Source organism: Cytobacillus sp. FSL R7-0696 (genome assembly GCF_038006865.1).
GTDB classification, from domain to species: Bacteria; Bacillota; Bacilli; order Bacillales; family Cytobacillaceae; genus Cytobacillus; species Cytobacillus kochii.
Genome location: NZ_JBBOWA010000001.1, coordinates 3,808,920 through 3,828,135 on the forward strand (window position 1 = coordinate 3,808,920; position 19,216 = coordinate 3,828,135).

General features: G+C 36.7%; 12 protein-coding genes. All 12 read left to right on the forward strand.

The features are described 5' to 3' along the window. The first annotated feature begins 55 nt into the window (after window positions 1-55). The 12 genes from MKX29_RS19560 (at window position 56) to MKX29_RS19615 (ending at window position 19,199) form a co-directional block, all read left to right on the forward strand. Window positions 56-1,528 (forward strand): NCS1 family transporter, encoded by a 1,473-nt coding sequence (locus tag MKX29_RS19560; protein WP_224938384.1) that lies wholly within the window; start codon window positions 56-58, stop codon window positions 1,526-1,528. A gap of 13 nt (window positions 1,529-1,541) precedes the next feature. Next, window positions 1,542-1,754 carry a hypothetical protein gene (locus MKX29_RS19565; RefSeq protein ID WP_095373056.1) on the forward strand — a complete coding sequence of 71 codons (213 nt, stop codon included), beginning with the start codon at window positions 1,542-1,544 and terminating at the stop codon, window positions 1,752-1,754. A 21-nt stretch (window positions 1,755-1,775) separates the two neighbouring features. Next, window positions 1,776-3,005 (forward strand): Zn-dependent hydrolase, encoded by a 1,230-nt coding sequence (locus MKX29_RS19570; protein ID WP_281202564.1) that lies wholly within the window; start codon window positions 1,776-1,778, stop codon window positions 3,003-3,005. 443 nt (window positions 3,006-3,448) lie between these two features. After that, a complete protein-coding gene (locus MKX29_RS19575; RefSeq protein ID WP_341107201.1) occupies window positions 3,449-4,222 on the forward strand; it encodes a 2,3-dihydro-2,3-dihydroxybenzoate dehydrogenase in 774 nt (257 codons plus the stop codon). Between the two features lie 21 nt (window positions 4,223-4,243). Then, the gene (locus MKX29_RS19580) at window positions 4,244-5,404 is read left to right on the forward strand and encodes an isochorismate synthase (RefSeq protein WP_281202565.1); all 1,161 of its coding nucleotides are present in this window, start codon (window positions 4,244-4,246) and stop codon (window positions 5,402-5,404) included. Window positions 5,405-5,424: 20 nt separating this feature from the next. Then, window positions 5,425-7,041, forward strand: a complete 1,617-nt coding sequence (locus tag MKX29_RS19585) for a (2,3-dihydroxybenzoyl)adenylate synthase (RefSeq protein ID WP_341107204.1) — start codon at window positions 5,425-5,427, stop codon at window positions 7,039-7,041. Window positions 7,042-7,056: 15 nt separating this feature from the next. Further along, entirely contained in the window at window positions 7,057-7,941 is an 885-nt protein-coding gene (locus tag MKX29_RS19590; RefSeq protein WP_224938379.1) for an isochorismatase, read from the forward strand. Window positions 7,942-7,956: 15 nt separating this feature from the next. Continuing rightward, window positions 7,957-15,063: an amino acid adenylation domain-containing protein gene (locus tag MKX29_RS19595; protein WP_341107206.1), complete on the forward strand. Its 7,107-nt coding sequence runs from the start codon at window positions 7,957-7,959 to the stop codon at window positions 15,061-15,063. Further along, window positions 15,060-15,272: an MbtH family protein gene (locus MKX29_RS19600; RefSeq protein ID WP_224938377.1), complete on the forward strand. Its 213-nt coding sequence runs from the start codon at window positions 15,060-15,062 to the stop codon at window positions 15,270-15,272. Before MKX29_RS19595 ends, MKX29_RS19600 begins: the two co-directional genes overlap by 4 nt. Continuing rightward, the gene (locus MKX29_RS19605) at window positions 15,272-16,660 is read left to right on the forward strand and encodes a DHA2 family efflux MFS transporter permease subunit (protein WP_281202568.1); all 1,389 of its coding nucleotides are present in this window, start codon (window positions 15,272-15,274) and stop codon (window positions 16,658-16,660) included. The genes MKX29_RS19600 and MKX29_RS19605 overlap by 1 nt, the downstream gene beginning before the upstream one ends. A gap of 20 nt (window positions 16,661-16,680) precedes the next feature. Further along, window positions 16,681-17,364 carry a 4'-phosphopantetheinyl transferase family protein gene (locus MKX29_RS19610; protein ID WP_281202569.1) on the forward strand — a complete coding sequence of 228 codons (684 nt, stop codon included), beginning with the start codon at window positions 16,681-16,683 and terminating at the stop codon, window positions 17,362-17,364. A 251-nt stretch (window positions 17,365-17,615) separates the two neighbouring features. Beyond that, window positions 17,616-19,199, forward strand: a complete 1,584-nt coding sequence (locus tag MKX29_RS19615; protein ID WP_224938374.1) for a PucR family transcriptional regulator — start codon at window positions 17,616-17,618, stop codon at window positions 19,197-19,199. Window positions 19,200-19,216: the final 17 nt, after the last annotated feature.

The window sequence follows — 19,216 nt, forward strand, 5'->3', positions numbered from 1 at the left end:
ATCCAACTTCAAGAACTTTACTAAATGTGTTGTTCATATTAAGGGGGTGTCCATATTGGAGAAGAAAGATAATTATTTAAAATCACCGGACCTATTGCCAATTGGTTATAAGGAAAGGAAAATTGGTACCTTTGGTTTTGCAGTTATTTGGATTGGTATGGCGATTGTGCTAGCAGCATTTGCTATTGGTGGTGGCGGAATTGTTCATTTATCGCTTCCTATGGTTCTGTTAGCAACCATTATCGGCTCAGTGGTCATTGGGATATTGATGTCCTTAATTGGTGATATTGGTGTGGAACATGGACTTTCTTTTCCTGTATACATGCGGGCGCCGTTTGGAACAATTGGCACACATATTCCTTCAGTTGTTAGGGGGATAACTGCTTCATGTTGGTTTGGCATAAACACTTACTTTGGTGCTTCCGCTATTAACGGGATACTTAATCTTCTTTTTGGCTTTGATCAGTGGTTCGTATGCTTTATTCTTTTTGCTGCTGCACAATTAATCAATACAGCATTAGGAATTAAATCGATTGAACGGTTTGCTGATTTAGCTGCCCCTATTATTATTATAATCTCATGTTGGATGTATATTACATTATCAGATAATGCAACAAGCCAAGGTAAAGATGTCTGGACTTGGGTGGAAAGTCCTGCGACAGGTATAACTGCTTTTACAGCTTTCATGGTTGTAATTATGGCAAATATGGGCTTTTGGGCTACACTTGCAGCAGATATGCCAAGCTTATCAAGATTCTTTAAAGCCCCTAGAAATGAGAGGAATTGGTTTAAACGCAATAAATCTCAGTTAATTGGTAATATCATCGTGATGCCAATTGTGAATACATTCATGATTGCGATTGGCGCTGTATCATATATGGCAGTTAGCACATCAGATCCAATTGTGGCATTACAAGAATCAGCTAGTGGTTTTATTTTAGGGATTCTTCTATTAATGATTGTTTTAGCACAGTGGTCTACAAATACTTCGGCCAACATTATACCAGCAGCAACTGTTTTCTCTAATGTAGGCGGGCCGAAAGTACCTTTTTGGGTAGGAGTCATTTTTGCAGGAATTATTGGTACTCTTGCGCAGCCATGGAGCTTGTTTGATGTGCTTAATCAAGCGTTATTAGTCATTGGGGGAATCCTAACATCTATCGTTGGTATATTATTTGCTGATTATTATTTATTAAGAAAGAGAAGAGTGAATGTGCCAGCATTATATGAGAATGAAGGGCAATTCAAATATTTTGCAGGTTTTAATGGCGCTGGACTAATTGCTTGGATTGTCGGGGGGATATGTGCCAATCTATTGTCTACCTACTCTTCCATTGTAGGTTTTGTCGTTGGAGCTGTTCTCTATTATGTTTTAGCGAAGTACTGGTGGTTTAAAAAATACAAGCAAAGCGAAATGAATGATCCTAGTGATGAGAAATATCTGGGAATTACAGTCGGAAGAGATTGGGTTTTATCTATTGATGAACAGGAAATAGTAAATACTAAAGTCAAAGAAAAAGTCCAATAAAGGAGATGGTCAAATGTCTGAGCATATTGAATATATGAAAGAAAAAACAAGCATTGATGTCCTGTTAAATAACGGTTATACAATTAAAAGCATTACAGAGAATTTAAGTGGGGCCTTTGTGGAGTTTGAGAGAATTACAGGTTCAACGATTTACTCTGAAACGTTACACATATTAACAGCTGATGCACGCAAGTATTTTTCTGTCCATTTAATTAATCGTAAATAAGTTGTTGAAGGAGATGACATTTTGGAGAAACAAAAAGTAAGGATTAATAGTGAGAGATTAACAGAAACGATTGAACATTTCGCGAATTTTGGTAGGACAGAGAATAATGGTGTAACAAGGTTAGCTCTATCAGAAGAAGATCGCTTAGCACGAGAATATTTTAAAACCTGCTGTGAAGCACTGAAAATGGAAGTGAAAATTGATGATATGGGTAATATGTATGCTCTTTTACCAGGTTTAGTAGAGCGTCCACCGGTGGTCATCGGTTCCCACCTTGATTCAGTAAAATGCGGAGGTCGTTTCGACGGTGTTTTAGGGGTAATTACAGGTTTAGAAATTGTGAGAACACTTGTTGACAATAATATTACACCTAAGATTCCTATTATGTTAGTTAATTTTACGAATGAAGAAGGTGCTAGATTTGAACCTTCAATGATGTCCTCCGGAGTTTTAAGTGGAAAGTTTGATAGTGAAAAGATGTTGAACAAAAAAGATGCTGATGGCAAGGTCTTTAAAGAAGAGTTGGCGAAGATCGGTTTCAATGGCTCTGAGGCCAATAGATTAAAAGAAGCGCATGCCTTTTTAGAGCTACATATTGAACAAGGGCCGGTTCTTCAGCATGAAGAGTTGAAGATTGGTGTAGTTGACTGTGTAGTAGGGATGGTCTGTTATGAAATTAAAATCGTAGGTGACTCTAATCATGCAGGCACGACGCCTATGCATTTACGTAAAGATGCACTATTTACAACCAATAACTTTATTCAAGATATTAGAAATGAATTAAGTAGTTTACCAGATGACCTCGTATTTACTATGGGAAGACTAGATGTTTCTCCTAATGTTCATACGGTTATTCCAAATGAAGTGATTTTTACGATTGAAGCAAGGCATAAGGAACCTGAAGTAACAGCAATTGTAGAAGAAAAAATAAAAAAAGTACAAGAAACCGTAAATAGTGAAGGATGTACTGTATTCATTGAAAAACTCTGGGATCGCTCGACCGTCCATTTTGATAATGAAATGGTTCAATTACTAGAAAATGTGACAAAAGAACAGAGATTACCATATAAAAAAATGGCTAGTGGTGCAGGGCATGATGCTCAGTTTATCGCAAGTATGATTCCTACTGCTATGTTATTTGTACCTAGTATAAATGGAAAAAGCCATAGTGAAGATGAATTTACTCCATATGACGATTGTGCAGCAGGTGTCAATGTAATGTTAGAGGCTGTATTGGAACTTGTAAAATAAATGAATGAACAAAGAAACGAACTTAACAGTGACATTCACTTAGAGTTCGTTTCTTTTTTATCTGGAATTTACTGGAAAATAAAGGTTTTTTAAAAGAAAAATGAATGAATTCCCAAAAAGCCACCTGTATTTTTTACTATAGATATTTAAATAACTTTTCCTACATTTATAAAATTTTTTGGTTCAATCGATCGTCATTCAATCCTTAATTTTCCATTACAAACCATTCGATTCGATAAAAAACCATTCGATTTCATAGAAATAGGATTTTTTTCCTCCTTGACGAATATTAGGAATCTGTACTATTGTTAATATTGTGATGTGATAATGAGAATCATTATCATTAAAAGTGTAATTTTTTTCTAACCATGTAAGAAAGAAATGAACGCTTTCTTTTTTAAATTTTAATTGAGAATGATTATCTGTTGAGAAAGGGTGTTAAGATGCTTAAAGGAAAAGTTGCAGTCATCTCAGGTGCAGCAAAAGGAATGGGTGCCGCTTTAGTCAAGCGTCTCTGTTCTGAAGGTTGCCAAGTGGTTGGCTTAGATATCGAAGCAGAAAAACTAAACCAATTATCGGAAGAGTTATCAAACCGGGATCATACATTTGAAGGCTACATCTGTGATGTATCAAATAAAGCACATGTAACAGATACGATACAACTAGTAATAGAAAAATATAAAACGATTGATATTCTTGTCAATGTTGCTGGTGTGATCTCACTAAACCCGATTCAATCTATGACAATGGATGAATGGGAACATACTTTTTCCATTAATACAAATGGGGTATTTTATCTATCCCATGAGGTGAGTAAAGTGATGATTACCAAGCAATCTGGGGCAATTGTTACAGTTAGTTCAAACGCAGCATCTGTACCGAGAACATCTATGTCAGCGTATTGTGCATCAAAAGCTGCTTCTCTCATGTTTACAAGATGTTTAGGGTTAGAGCTTGCAAAATACAATATACGTTGCAATATTGTCTCACCAGGTGCCACTGACACAGATATGCAAAGAGACTTCTGGAAGGACGGTGCTATTGAGCAAGGAATTAAGGGTGTTCAAGAAGAATATCGCGTAGGTATTCCATTACAAAGAATAGCCACTCCGGAAAATATTGTTGATTCGATTCTTTACCTCGTTTCAGATCAGGCAAGTCATATCACTATGAATAATATTGTGATAGATGGTGGAGCGAGCTTAGGTGCACAATGACGAAAAAAGAGGTGGATATTAATGGCGATATTACAAGAAAAAAGCGTCAATAAAATGGCGGATTTATATAATAATGGCGATAGTTTCCTTGGTTTTCCCACGAAACATATTTTAGCAAAGGGAAAGGAAGTTAAATTACATACGGAAGAACAGGAAGGAAAATCCTTTAGCGAACGAGTGGATTTACTTTGGCAGAAGTGTCCCCGGACATATGGACATCATGATCTGATGATAGCTGCTTTTCCTTTGGATCAAAAGGATGTAGCAACCTTATATATCCCTAAAGAAGTAATGTTGGAGAAACCGTTAACTAGTACAAGATATCAAGAAGGAAATAGACTCCCGTTACCTAATAAGGTGAATTTTCATCCACAACCACAGGAATATATGATGATGGTCGAAAAGGCTGTAGCAAGAATAAAAAATGCAGAGCTTAAAAAGGTTGTTTTAGGCCGTTTAATGCAAATTGAGTTTAGTAAAGACGTGAATATTCGTTATGTTTTACAGAATTTATTAGCAGATAATGAAGATAAATTTAATTTTGCGGTTCATTTATCAGATGAAAAAAGTACGTTGATAGGATCTAGCCCGGAATTGCTGATTAAAAAAGAGGGAGGAAAAGTGATTACCAATCCTTTAGCAGGTTCAAGGCCGAGGATGGCAAACGAAGAGGATGATAAACAAATGGCCCAAGAATTAAGTTGCTCTGAAAAAGATTTATATGAACATCGCCTTGTCGTTGAAGCGATTGAAAGAAATCTTAAACCATATTGTCGAACACTAACTGTTCCCGCTCGACCTTCTGTTATTTCTACAAAAACGATGTGGCATCTTTCAACAAAAATAGAAGGGGAGTTGTATGACGAAAGCGTTTCATCTGTTCAATTAGCCGAGAGTATTCATCCGACACCAGCTATTTGTGGGACACCAGCAGTTAATGCTTTTCAATTGTTGAATGAACTCGAGCCATATAATCGTCATTATTTTACAGGGATGATTGGTTATAGTAAAAGAAACGGTGATGGAGAGTGGGCGATTTCAATTAGATGTGCAGAACTGAGTCAACGAAAAATGAAGTTATTTGCTGGAGCAGGAATTGTTGCTCAATCAGTACCACAAGAAGAATGTGATGAAACGGCCGCAAAATTAAAAACGATGTTAAGTGCATTAGGTATTGAATAATTCATAAAGGAGAGTTGTAAATGTTACAAGGATATACACCGTGGCCAGATGAATTGGCAACAAAATATCGCTCAAATGGTTGCTGGACTGGTGAAACTTTTGGGGAAGTATTAGAAAGAATGGCAACATTCACACCGACATCCATTGCGCTCATTGAAGGAAATCGTAAAGTCACGTATGAAGAGTTAGATGATAGAGCCAATCGCTTAGCCCATGGATTCATACATCTTGGGATAAAAAAGCAAGATCGAGTAGTATTGCAACTCACCAATACCATTAGCTTTTTTGAAGTTTGTTTTGCGTTATTCCGTATTGGGGCTCTCCCTATTTTCTCTTTGCCATTGCATCGACAAACAGAAATTACTTACTTTTGCGAACATACAAAAGCCGTTGCTTATGTGATACCTGATGTTTTTGATAGACATGATTATGTGAAGATGGCCAGAGAAGTGAAAGGAAAAGTTAATTCATTACAACATATTATTGTCGCAGGAGATGAGCAGGAGTTTTTAAACGTTGAAGCACTAAAGTCTGAAGAGTCTGTGGATCTACCAAATATTACGGGTAGCGATTTAGCATTTTTCCAATTATCTGGTGGAAGTACTGGGTTGCCTAAGTTAATTCCGAGAACACATGATGAGTATTTATATAGTATTCGCAAAAGTGTAGAAATCTGTGAATTAAGTGAAAGGACGAAATATCTTGCTGTATTACCAGTAGCACATAACTTCACGATGAGTTCACCTGGTGTTTTTGGTGTCTTATATGCTGGTGGGTGCATCATTTTAAGTCCCGACCCTAGTCCAGATACGGCATTTCCACTAATCGAAAAAGAAAAAATCAACTTTACTTCACTCGTTCCTCCGCTCGCAATTATTTGGATTGAGGCAAAGAAGACAAGAGATTATGATCTTACTAGCTTAGAGGTGATTCAAGTAGGTGGGGCAAAATGTAGTGCCGAAGTAGCGAAAAAGGTGGGACCTAGTTTTGGCTGTTCACTACAACAAGTTTTTGGCATGGCTGAGGGCTTGGTTAATTATACGAGATTAAATGATGCAGATGAGAAAATCGTTTATACACAAGGGAGACCAATGTCTGAATTTGATGAGATTCGTATTGTAGATGAAGAGGATCAGTCTGTTGCCATTGGTGATACGGGCCATTTACAAGTAAGAGGTCCTTACACGATAATTGCCTATTACAATGCAGAGACTCATAACGAAAAAGCATTTACTCATGATGGCTTTTATCGGACAGGAGATATTGTTAAACAAACGGAAGATGGTTATTTAATCGTAGAAGGAAGAGATAAGGACCAAATTAATCGTGGTGGAGAAAAGATTGCTGCTGAAGAGGTTGAGAATTATTTGCTCTCACATGAAGATGTATTAGATGCAGCAATTGTCAGTATGCCAGATGCATTCCTTGGTGAAAGATCTTGTGCATTTATTATCTCGCAAAACGCACAGTTGACAGGTCAAGCTTTGAAGTCGTTTCTACAATTAAAAGGAATTGCCGCATTTAAGATACCTGACCGTTTTGAATTTGTACATGAGTTTCCACAAACACCACTTGGAAAAGTAAGTAAAAAAAGCTTGAGAGAAATCATCCAAGACAAATTAGCTACTAAAATATAAAAGGAGAGATTCCCTATGTCAATACCAAAAATCAAAACCTATCCATTACCTGAGGCAAATAGTTTACCAAAAAATAAAGTAGATTGGCAGCTTGATAATAAGCGCGCAGTACTGCTTATTCATGATATGCAAAATTATTTTATCAACTATTATGAGAATGGTTCTCAATTGATTGAGGGAGTGATTGAAAAGATTGCTCGTGTAAAAGCCTATTGCCAAAGTCAAAATATCCCGATTGTCTATACGGCACAACCAGGTAATCAAAAAGATGAAGATCGTGCCTTATTGACCGATTTTTGGGGGCCAGGACTAACGGAAGATGAAGCACAAACAGGTATTGTACCTGAGTTGGCACCAACAGACAATGATACGATTCAAACAAAATGGAGATATAGTGCTTTTAAGAAATCAAATTTACTTGATCGTATGAAGGAAGATGGTCGTGATCAACTTATTATATGTGGTGTGTACGCACATATAGGTTGTTTAGCTACGGCAATGGAAGCATTTATGTATGATATCCAACCATTTCTAATTGCCGATGCGGTAGCTGATTTCTCTTATGAGGAACATGTACAGGCATTAAATTATACAGCAACTAGATGTGGGAAGGTTTTATTAACAGAAGCACTACTTCATGATTTATCAGAAAAAAACGCATCTAATCGTACGCACAGTGAAATAAAGGCAAAAGTAGCAGAGATACTAGATATCTCCCCTAGTGAAATCAAGGATGATGATGACTTAGTGAGCTTAGGATTAGACTCCATTAGGATGATGACGTTAGTAGAAGAATGGCGAGCTGAAGGAGCAGATGTAAACTTTATGAAAATGGCATCAAATCCAACCCTACAAGCTTGGTATGAAATGTTTCCACAAACAGACGAAGTCTATTCTTAAAAGGAGGAGCATGGAATGATCAGTGAAGCAACTAAACTGCGAGCAACAGATGCCCAAGCAGGTATTTGGTACGCTCATGAATTAGATGAAAAAAAGACAGCTTATAATACTGGCGAATATGTTGAAATAAACGGGCGAATAAACGTGTCGTTATTAATAGAAAGTATAAAAAGTACTGTTCAAGAAGCAGACAGCCTCCACATTACCTTTTTTGAAGAGGATGGAAAATTATATCAAGTTCTTCAAAAACCGAATGAAGTGCCTGTTCAATATATCGATGTGAGTCTAATGAAGACTCCTAAGCAAACGGCTATTGATCTCATGAATGATGACTTATCCCTGTCAATTGATTTGAAAAAAGGTCCGATTTATAAGCAAATTCTCTTTAAAATAGCAAGTGATGAATATCTTTGGTATCAAAAAATACATCATATTGCTTGTGATGCATTAGGATTTTCATTAATAACAAACAAAGTGGCAAGTACTTATTCAGCATATCTAAAAGAAAAGTTTGAGCCAGAACCTGCTTTTAAACCATTGTCTCTATTAATTGAAGAAGAGAAAAAGTATAAAGAATCTTCGTTATATATGGAAGATCAAAAATATTGGAAGGAAAAATATAAAGGAGTCACACACGACGTTTCATTGTCTCAGAATGAGCTTCAATCTTCTGAGGCAACATCTACGATAAAAATTGCTAAAAAATTAACAGCCACAGAGTTTCAAAAGATAAAAAACAAGGCAAAAGAATGGAAAATCGCGTGGCCACATCTCGTTATCGCAGCTATGGGGGTTTATCAATATAAGATAACGGGGGATCGCAAGAGTTTATTAACATTACCAATGATGAATCGTTCAACAGTTGCGATGAATATTCCAGCAACAACAATGAATATTCTACCCTTACTGCTATCATTTTCTATTGATTCAACTTTTATGAGTCTGGTGAAAGATGTTGTAAATGAAACGAGAGAAAATAGTAAACATCAACATTATCGTCAAGAACAATTACAAAGAGATTTAGGAACCATTGGCCAGAGTAGTTTTTTGAACTCTTTTCAAGTAAATATTATGCCGTTTACGTATCAACCGATTTTTGGCGATGTCGCTGCCACTACTTATAAATTAGCCACCGGTCCAATTGATTTAATGAATATGAATATGTTTGAGCAAGATAGAGATGGCAGTCTAAGAGTAGATATTGAAGCAAATGGTACGAAGTTTCAGCAATTGGAAGTAGAGCAACATGCAAGTAGAATTATCCATTGGCTAAAGAGGTTACCAAGTATTGATGGCGGGCAACCTATTTGGAAGATTAATTTATTATTAGATGAAGAAAACGCATTGATGCGAAAAGATTTAGGGTATGAGACAGCTGAAAGCGTTCATCCGCTTATTCAATTCAAGGAAATGGTAAAGAAATATCCTCAGCATCCAGCATTAGAATATAGTGGAGAAATATGGACATATGAAAAGCTAGATAAGATGACTTCAGCATTAGCAAGAGAAATGATTAGCACGGGGTACAATTCCCCCTTTATTGCGGGGATAGCTGTAAGCCGTTCTGCCAATATTTTGGTTGCCATATTGTCTGTTTGGAAAGCTGGCGGTGCCTATGTGCCAATGGATATCGATTATCCTGAGAGTAGACTCAACTATATGTTAAAAGATAGTCAAACACAACTGATTCTTACTGATACAGAAGGGAAGCAGAAACTACCAAAAAGCTTCCAACCGTATCTTATGAACATCGATGTTATAAAGGCTGAAAGTGAGACTTTGCTACCGCTCGTAAATAGTGGAGATCCTGCGTATATGATTTATACATCAGGTTCAACTGGTAATCCAAAAGGTGTTCTCGTATCTGCAAAGTCACTTTCTTATTTCTTATCGGCAATGAATAAGCATTTACAATTAAACCATATGGATCGCTTTTATGCTTTAACGACGATTTCGTTTGATATTTCAATTTTAGAATTGATTTTACCCATCACGGTTGGGGGCACATGTGTAATCGCTAAGAATGCGGTCATTTCTGATCCGCCAAGTATTGTCAAAGAATTGAAAGAAAAGCAGATTAGTGCGGTTCAAGCAACACCGACACATTGGCAAATGATCCTACCATTTGTAACTGAAGAATTAAAGAAAGTCAAAGTATTAGTTGGGGGAGAGAAACTTCCTTCACATACAGCAAAGCAAATGCAAACGTTATGTCGAGAAGTGCATCATGTTTACGGGCCAACTGAAACGACAATTTGGTCTACACATTATGAATTAACGTCAGTTGATGGTTTTACTTCACCACCACTTGGAGACGCCCTTTCAGGCACAGAAATTTACATTTTGGATGAAAACCTGCAACTAGTTGCTCCGGGAAGACCAGGTGAAATCTATATTGCGGGAGAGGCTGTTACATACGGTTACTATCGTAAGCCAGCGCTCACCTCTTCAAGGTTTGTGGCTAATCCATTTACTGAAAAAGGTCAAAGAATGTATCGAACAGGTGATATTGGCATAAGAGATCTTTCAGGGAAACTTCATTATGTGAAACGAAGTGATGATCAAGTAAAAGTCCGTGGTCATCGGATGGAATTAGGCGAGATTGAGCATCACTTGTCAGCACACCCTAATGTGAAAAGCTGTAAAGTGATTGTAAGAGAAGATCAACCGGGAGATCAACGTATTACGGCTTATATAATAGCGGCAGAGAACGTGAAGAAAACAAGTGAAGATTTCAATTCATACTTACGTGAGTTTTTGCCAGATTATATGATTCCTAGTTTCTTTATGTATTTGGACGCTTTTCCATTGACGCTTAATGGAAAGTTAAATTTGCGTGAATTACCTAATCCGCTGGAAAGTAACGCAAGCTATACAGGTGACGAATGTTGGACTCCTTTGCAGAAGGATGTTTATAATATTTTCCAACAAATATTAATGTTGCATGAAATACGCGAAACCGATTCGTTCTTTGCCCTTGGTGGTCATTCATTACTTGCTTCCCAATTACTTGGTAAACTCCGTGAGGAATTCGGTCTAAGTTTATCATTCTCAGCATTTTATCAAAACCCAACGATCCAATTTATTGTTGAACAAGTGAAAGAACAAGCAGACAACAAGTTTGAAGGTAGAAAGTTAAAGCCATATAAGAGAGATCAGTATGCTCCAATGAGTCATGAACAAAAAAGATTATGGTTTATCGAACAAACTGAAAATGTGGCTTCTACTTATTATATTCCTGTGGTAGTCAAGTTGAAAGGTACACTCCGAACGGAAGCTTTATACGAATCTTTAGTTGAGGTAATGAAAAAGCATGAAGCGTTGAGAACTGTCATAGAAACAAAAGATGGTGAAGTATATCAAAGGGTATTATCAGCAGATGAAGCAACATTGAAATACTATGAAAAAACGATTAATCGAAATGAGCTCAATCATGAGATAGATGAAGCGATCAAAATGCCAATCGATTGGGAAAATGAATTAGGTTGGCATAGCTATCTATTTAGAATAAATAAAGAAGAGAATATATTATGTATTGTTTATCACCATCTATTCGCTGATGGGTGGTCGATTGCACCATTTATGGAAGATGTATCAACTGCTTATGAGACCCTTGTTAAGGGCGATCAGCCAGTTTTATCTTCATTACCTATTCAGTATGGTGATTATGCCTTCTGGCAACAGGAAATGTTAGTGCATGATATGGAGGAAAAGCTTGCCTTTTGGAAAAAACAATTAGCCCACATACCTGAGGCCATCCCATTGCCATATGGGGTTGAAAGACCAGAGAAAAGAATGGTTGAAGGTGGACGATTGACTTTTGAGCTGGACAAAAACCTTTATCGACAACTCAATCAGTTAGCAAAAGGTGAAGATGTTACGTTGTTTATGGTTCTACAATCAGCATTAGCAACACTGTATCATCGTTTAGGCGCTGGAGATGATATTCCATTTGGTACACCAGTAGCTGGGAGGGATGAGCCGTCATTACAAGCAATCGTTGGTTTCTTTGTTAATACAATAGTTCTACGTACAGATGTTTCAGGCAACCCATCATTTTTACAGTTACTACATCGCGTGAAGAAACAAAATATGAGTATTTATGATCAGCAAGACACACCGTTTGATAGAGTGGTAGAGGCGATTAACCCAACCCGTTCGAATAAAGTTCATCCATTATTCCAATCAATGATTATTATGCAAAACACACCACAACCCTCATTTAAAGTAGAGGGAGTGGATGCTGAAATTCATATTAACGGTACGAACACAGCGAAATTTGATTTAACTTTTGAATTTTGGCAAGGATCTAATCAAGATACATTGGAAGGTGCGATTGAATATAGAAAAGACCTTTATAAGCATGAACAAATCCAACAATTATTGCAGCAATGGTTGACTCTCTTAAGTTCAATCATTGCTACGCCGAATCAATCTGTTGGAAAGTTACCAATTCTAATAGACACAGAAAAAAATGAGTTATTACATCTACAATCGAAGAAAGTAACGACGAAACAAGAACATATCGTTCATAACTTTGAACAAATGGTAGAACAATACCGTAATGAAATAGCGGTAACATATGATGAGACATCAATCAGTTATCAACATCTAAATGAAAGGGCAAATCAGCTTGCTAGATTGTTAATAGATAAGGGTGTAAAAGCAAATGATTTTATCACCATTTCATTACCACGCTCCTTGGAGTTAATTACAAGTATTTTAGCAGTATTGAAAGCCGGTGCAGCCTACGTACCAATAGATCCGGATTACCCCGAAGATCGCAAACAATATATCCATCGTGATGCTGGTGCGGTTATGATGATTACTGATAAAAAACAGGTAGAACACGGGAATCAAATTGTGTTTGATCTACAATTACACCAAACATTGACATTGTATGATTCTTCTAACTTAGAAGAAGTTGAGGGGAATGAGATATATCCTAGTTCACCAGCTTATATTATTTATACATCAGGTTCTACCGGTAAGCCGAAAGGTGTGCTAGTTCCACATAGCAATGTGGTACGACTGTTTGCCTCAACGAATCGATGGTTTTCTTTTGATCATGATGATGTTTGGACACTTTTCCATTCGTATGCTTTTGATTTCTCTGTTTGGGAGATATGGGGCGCATTATTATTTGGTGGAAAACTAGTTATTGTCCCTTACGAGACGACTAGAAACCCACAAGCTTTTCTACAATTATTAGTTAAAGAACGAGTGACTGTATTAAATCAAACACCTTCTGCATTCTATCAATTAATGGAAGCTGAAAAAGAAAGAATTGATTTATCGGATATGTTGCGAATCAGATATATCATTTTTGGTGGAGAGGCGTTGGAACTACCAAGATTGGAAAGTTGGTATAACCTGCATGCGATGTCAAAAACAAAGCTTATTAACATGTACGGTATTACAGAAACAACCGTTCATGTCAGTTACTTAGAATTAACGAAAGACATAATTCGACAATCTGCTAGTAGTTTAATTGGTGAAGGTATCCCTGATTTAGGTGTGTATATATTAGATGATTACCTTCAACCTGTTCCTAAAGGTGTCATAGGAGAAATGTATGTAACTGGGGATGGACTCGCTCATGGTTATTTAAATCAACCAGCACTGACAGCGGAGAGATTTGTCGCTAATCCATATGGATCAGCAGGAAGTCGAATGTATAAAACGGGAGATTTAGCAAAATGGACTGAAGATGGTTCACTTGACTATATTGGTCGCTCTGATCATCAAGTGAAAATTCGTGGTTTCCGCATCGAGTTAGGTGAAGTAAATGCAGCACTTCTTCAGTATCCTGCTATTAAACAAGCTGTAACAACAGTACTAACGATGCATGGTGATAAGCAATTGGTTAGCTATTTCATCTCTCATAATGAGATTGATTACAAAGAACTGAGACAATTTTTACAAACGAGATTGCCTAAATATATGGTTCCGAATCACTTCGTTAGAACAGATGATATCCCGTTAACGAACCATGGGAAATTAGATATGAAAGCTCTTCCGAAACCAGAGATGGAGACAATGCAGGGAGATAGGCATCTACCTAGAACTCCACAAGAAGAAATACTTACGCAGTTATTTGCTGAAACCCTACATTTAACTGAAGTAAGTATTGATGATAGTTTCTTTGACTTAGGAGGACATTCGTTATTAGCAGTTCAATTAATGAAAAAAATAGAATCAACATTCGGCAAAGAGTTAGGTATTGGTGTGTTATTTGAAGCACCAACTGCTGCCCAACTCGCAAAAGTGATTGAAGGTGATGCAGAAGAAGGCGCTTCATTACAGTCATTATTGGGTTTACGAAAAACAGGAAGTGAGACGCCATTATTCTGTGTGCATCCTGCAGGTGGTTTAAGCTGGTGCTATGCTGGATTGATGTCGAAACTAGATAGTCGATTTCCTATCTATGGCCTCCAAGCAAAAGGGATTAAAGAGAAGAAAAATAAACCGACAAGTTTAGTTGAAATGGCGAAGGATTATATCCAAGAGATTCGTTCTGTTCAACCAAAAGGTCCGTATCGCTTACTTGGCTGGTCGTTAGGAGGTAACGTTGTTCATGCAATGGCAGTTGAATTACAAAAGCAGGGAGAGAAAATTGAGTTTTTAGTCATGATGGATTCCTATCCAGGACATTTCATTTCTATGAATGAAGAAGAAGCAGAAGATGATGCGTTAATTGCGATGCTAGCACTTGGGGGCTATGATCCTCAAGAAGTGAAAGGCAATCAATTAACAATACAATCGGTTAAAGAATTACTTCAGGAAAAGGGGAGTGTACTTGCATCATTGGATGAAGAAACAATCGAAAATCTTAAAGAAACCTATCAAAATTCCGTTCGTATCATGTCAGAATATGATCCAGAAGTATATGAGGGGGATATGATTTTCTTCAAGTCAACAATTGTTCCAGAGTGGTTTAAAAATGATGATCCAGCGAGATGGTTACCATATGTCCATGGCAGGATGAGACAATATGATATTGCTTGCCGTCATAAAGATATGTGTCAACCAGAGCCTTTAGCAGAAATAGGCGAAGGAATCGCAAGAGAGTTAAAGTGTTTAATTGAAAACAAGCATTTAGAAGGGAGTCTACAAACATGAGTAACCCATTTGATCAAAAAGATTCTATGTATTTAGTTTTAATGAATAATATAGGGCAGTATTCATTATGGCCAAGTTATATTGATGTACCAACAGGTTGGCAAGTGGTTTGGGGGGAAACTACCCTTTCAAGCTGCCATCAATATATTGAAGAGCATTGGGAAAGTCTACTTCCAAATGAAAAAGAGAAGGAAAGTCTATCACTCTAATGACAATGGATAAAAAAGTGAAATACCAAAGAAGAGCATTATGTACAGTGTATATACTAGCTATGTTTATGGCGGCATTAGACGGAACAATCGTCTATATTGCCCTTCCTTCGATTGCTGCTGAACTGGGCGTAACATCCGCTCAGTTAAGTGGATTGACTGTCTGGTATCTGGTTGGGGTTAGCATGATTTTACCTTGTGCAGGGTATTTAGGTGATCGTTTTGGAAGTAAAAAGATGTTTATGGTTAGCTCACTCGTTTTTACATTCGCTTCTTATATGTGTGCTTTAGCAGATTCAGTTTCGATGTTAAACATAGCACGGTTTCTGCAAGGATTAGGAGGCGGCTTGTTTGCCCCTATAGGCATGGCGATGATCTTTCGGACGTTTTCAATTGAAGAACGTCCGAAACTGTCGCGGTCTTTCGTCATTCCTATTGCCATTGCACCTGCCCTTGGTCCGATAATTGGTGGAGTAATCGTGACTTATTTACCGTGGCAGTGGATCTTCTTAATTAATATTCCGATTGGCTTGTTCATCGTTATAATTGGTGCACTATTTTTACAGGAAAAACATGAGTATATGGGTAAAAAGCTAGATGTTAAAGGTTTATTATTACTGGTGATTGGTTTTCCATTATTTATGTATACGTTGAATCGACTAACAGCAGGAATGAGTCTGCCAATAATCGTTTTTGGGATGATTGGGCTAATAATGATTGTTACATATGTTTTTCATGCATTAAAAGCAGATCAACCATTATTGAACTTAAAATTATTGGAGGAAAAGACATTTAAACGAATAAGCATGCTCTCCTTTCTTGGAGCGGCAGGCTTACAAGGTTTCTTGTATTTGTTCCCGATTATGTATCAATATACAACTGGTGCATCACCATTAAAAAGTGGATTAACTATTTTTATTGAAGCGATTGGTTTAATGGTGGCATCAAGAGTAATGCCCTTGACATTAAAACTTCTCGGCGTTTATCGTGTGATCGTTTATGGATTCTTATTATCCAGTGTCTTTTTCCTACTCATCAGTTGGATAGGCCCTACTGGTTCTATCATCGGTTTACAAATTTGTTTATTTGGAATTGGACTGACGTTAGGGCATGCCGTGATTGCCATGCAGTATACGGCATTCCATCATATTAATAAAGAAAAAATGTCACAAGCAACCACATTATTTAATGTGCAGAACCGTTTAGGTGCAGCAATGGGAATTGTGAGTATTTCTTTGATTATCAGCATGTTTTCAATCGGAAATGAGCAATTATATCAAGTGGCAATTATTTTTTGTGCTATGCTTCTACTCGCCGCGTGCTTGTTTGCGATCAATAGTCAAACTGCCATTAAGTCAACTTCACCAAAAATGAAAAAAGCAAGCTAGTATAAGAAGGAGGGGAAGGTATGCTTGAAGTTTTTGCTTGTCGATTACCGCAAGTACATTCAGAGGTAACTTTACATCATTATAGCGACTATTTACCACCATTAAAAAAAATACAAATCCACCGTTATAGAAGAATAGAAGATGCATATCGTACGTTAGTAGGTTATCTATTATTAAGGAAAATACTTATGAAGAAGTTACCTAAAGTTGATTTTACTAAGCTCCAATTCAGCAAATACGGTAAACCTTTTTTGAACGCGGACCCTTTTCCCCCTTTTAGCTTGTCTCATTCAGGTGATTGGTGTGTTTGTGCCGTTGGAACTGATGGAATGGTTGGGATAGATTTAGAAAAAATAACTAAACCAAAGCCAGAGTTACACTCCCTATTGTTTCGAGAGGAAGAAGAGTGTATCGGAGCGAAAGATTTTTTTAATCGTTGGACGATAAAAGAAAGCTATTTAAAAGCCATCGGTACGGGTTTACTTGTAGATCTCCAAGAAATAGAAATGGAAGAAAAAAATCGGAGTGAATTCGAGGTCAACCATCAAGAAAAACGGTACCCAGGGGGAAAAGTAAAGGTTTATAACCGCCTGAAACAATATAGCTTATCACTTTGCACATTGTCTACAGAGGAAAAGCTTCCTCAACATCTAAAACTTGTCACATTTGAAGAAATTATCAAACCCAGCGCACAAACAGTATAAAGCGCTGGGTTTTCATTTTACGAGCATCACTTATGTGACGGAATGCATAAAGAAATCTTGCTGAGTATGGAGAGCGATTGATCCGAAGAATTGTTAAAAGGCGTTTAAGAAATGTGTAAAAGTATAACCATTTATTTTCATGGGAGTGGGCCTCTTGTATTTACTGAATGTATTAAATATTTCTATTATATTTGACAATTTGTCTAGTTATCCATTAATATTCTATATATTCAGAATTTAGGAGGGCGAGAATGAAATCCTATTTAACCGTCAATGATATCTTGCAAAGAAAGCATTTCGATCAAATAGAAATAGTTGCAGGGAAAGATGGGTTAGTAGATCAAGTGAAGTGGGTTCATATTGTTGAGGTAACAAAAATAGGGAATCTCTTAAAAGGAAATGAATTAATCCTTTCAACCGCTGTTGCATGGCGAGAGAGAAAGGAATTATTTATCTCAATTGTACAACAGTTAATTAAGTCGAATGCAGCAGGCTTATGTATTGAATATGGCACTTATACGAAGGGCATACCTCATGAAATCATCTCTATGGCAAACAAAGCGAATTTCCCCATTATACTCATATTAAAGGAAGTTCCTTTCGTGGAAATCACGCAAGACATTCATACATCTTTAATTAATCAGCAATATGATATGTTAGCAAATTTAGAAAAAATCTCTCATATCTTAAATAAGAAACTACTTTCTATTAATCATTATGATGAACTTTTGAAGGTCATTTATGAAGAATTACAAGTGCAAATTCTATTATTATTTCAAGATGAAAGTGCGAAGTTTTATCCTGTACTACCGGAAATAAAAAGAGAAAATATCCTAAAGAAGGTGCAAGCCCAACAAGAACCCTCTCGTTTTGTCGTAAGAGCTACTATTGAACTTTTAGGTGAGAAATTTGCTGAACTTATCATCATTTCTTCATCTCATCAACTAACAGAATATGATCAGCTAATTGTAGACAGAACAGCTAACGCTTTAGCACAATTCTTTATTCGTGAATTATATGTAGAAGAAAAAAGAAGATTAGAAGAAAGTGAGTGGGTAAATTCTTGGTTAGAAGGTAAGGAAACGACGCCTTCATTACTAAACCATGTATCTGCCTATTTACCGAAAGCACCTCGAGGGGCGGTTGTATGTGTCTATCAAGTGGAAAAGTTAGAAAATTTAACCTATTTCAAGTTGTATTTTCGCTCCATATTAGAACAAAAAGGTTTTTCCCTCTTAGCTGTTGAGAAGCACAAAGCAATTGTATTTATATTATTTAATGAAAGAGGATTATCTGATTGGAAGAGGAGAGTAGTGCAAGCAATTGAAAAAATGAAGCAATTATTTTCGGATATGCAATCAGACACGACTTTTAATTTTGGAATTGGAAAATATGTTTCTGATTTAAATGCCGTGCATGAGAGTTATCAAACGGCATTAGAAACAATCCAAGTGAATCAACAATTTTATCATCGTTCGTATTCAAGTATGTTTTATGATGACTTACATATATTTCGTATTATCTCAGTTGCCAGTAGACACATGAATTTACAAGGAATGATCGAAGAATATTTAGGGCCGATTGTTGAATATGATACCGCACATCAATCAAAGTTAATGGAAACATTAAAAATGTACTTAATTTGTAATGGCTCAAAAAAAGATACGGCACAAAAATTATATATTGTTAGACAAACATTATATCATCGGTTGGAAAAAATTGAGCAGTTATTAGGCTCCGACTTTATGAGTCATGAGAAAAGATTGGCATTGGAATTTATGCTATTAAGCTATGATTTTATCCAGCGACCAATGGATTTAAAACAAATAAAGTAAAAAGGAATGAACCGTCT

What these genes read in the sequence shown, in the direction of transcription:
- MKX29_RS19580 (WP_281202565.1), top strand. Translation starts at nt 4,244, where the DNA reads ATGGCGATATTACAAGAAAAAAGCGTCAATAAAATGGCGGATTTATAT.
- MKX29_RS19585 (WP_341107204.1), top strand. Translation starts at nt 5,425, where the DNA reads ATGTTACAAGGATATACACCGTGGCCAGATGAATTGGCAACAAAATAT.
- MKX29_RS19565 (WP_095373056.1), top strand. Translation starts at nt 1,542, where the DNA reads ATGTCTGAGCATATTGAATATATGAAAGAAAAAACAAGCATTGATGTC.
- MKX29_RS19610 (WP_281202569.1), top strand. Translation starts at nt 16,681, where the DNA reads ATGCTTGAAGTTTTTGCTTGTCGATTACCGCAAGTACATTCAGAGGTA.
- MKX29_RS19575 (WP_341107201.1), top strand. Translation starts at nt 3,449, where the DNA reads ATGCTTAAAGGAAAAGTTGCAGTCATCTCAGGTGCAGCAAAAGGAATG.
- MKX29_RS19595 (WP_341107206.1), top strand. Translation starts at nt 7,957, where the DNA reads ATGATCAGTGAAGCAACTAAACTGCGAGCAACAGATGCCCAAGCAGGT.
- MKX29_RS19590 (WP_224938379.1), top strand. Translation starts at nt 7,057, where the DNA reads ATGTCAATACCAAAAATCAAAACCTATCCATTACCTGAGGCAAATAGT.
- MKX29_RS19615 (WP_224938374.1), top strand. Translation starts at nt 17,616, where the DNA reads ATGAAATCCTATTTAACCGTCAATGATATCTTGCAAAGAAAGCATTTC.
- MKX29_RS19605 (WP_281202568.1), top strand. Translation starts at nt 15,272, where the DNA reads ATGACAATGGATAAAAAAGTGAAATACCAAAGAAGAGCATTATGTACA.
- MKX29_RS19600 (WP_224938377.1), top strand. Translation starts at nt 15,060, where the DNA reads ATGAGTAACCCATTTGATCAAAAAGATTCTATGTATTTAGTTTTAATG.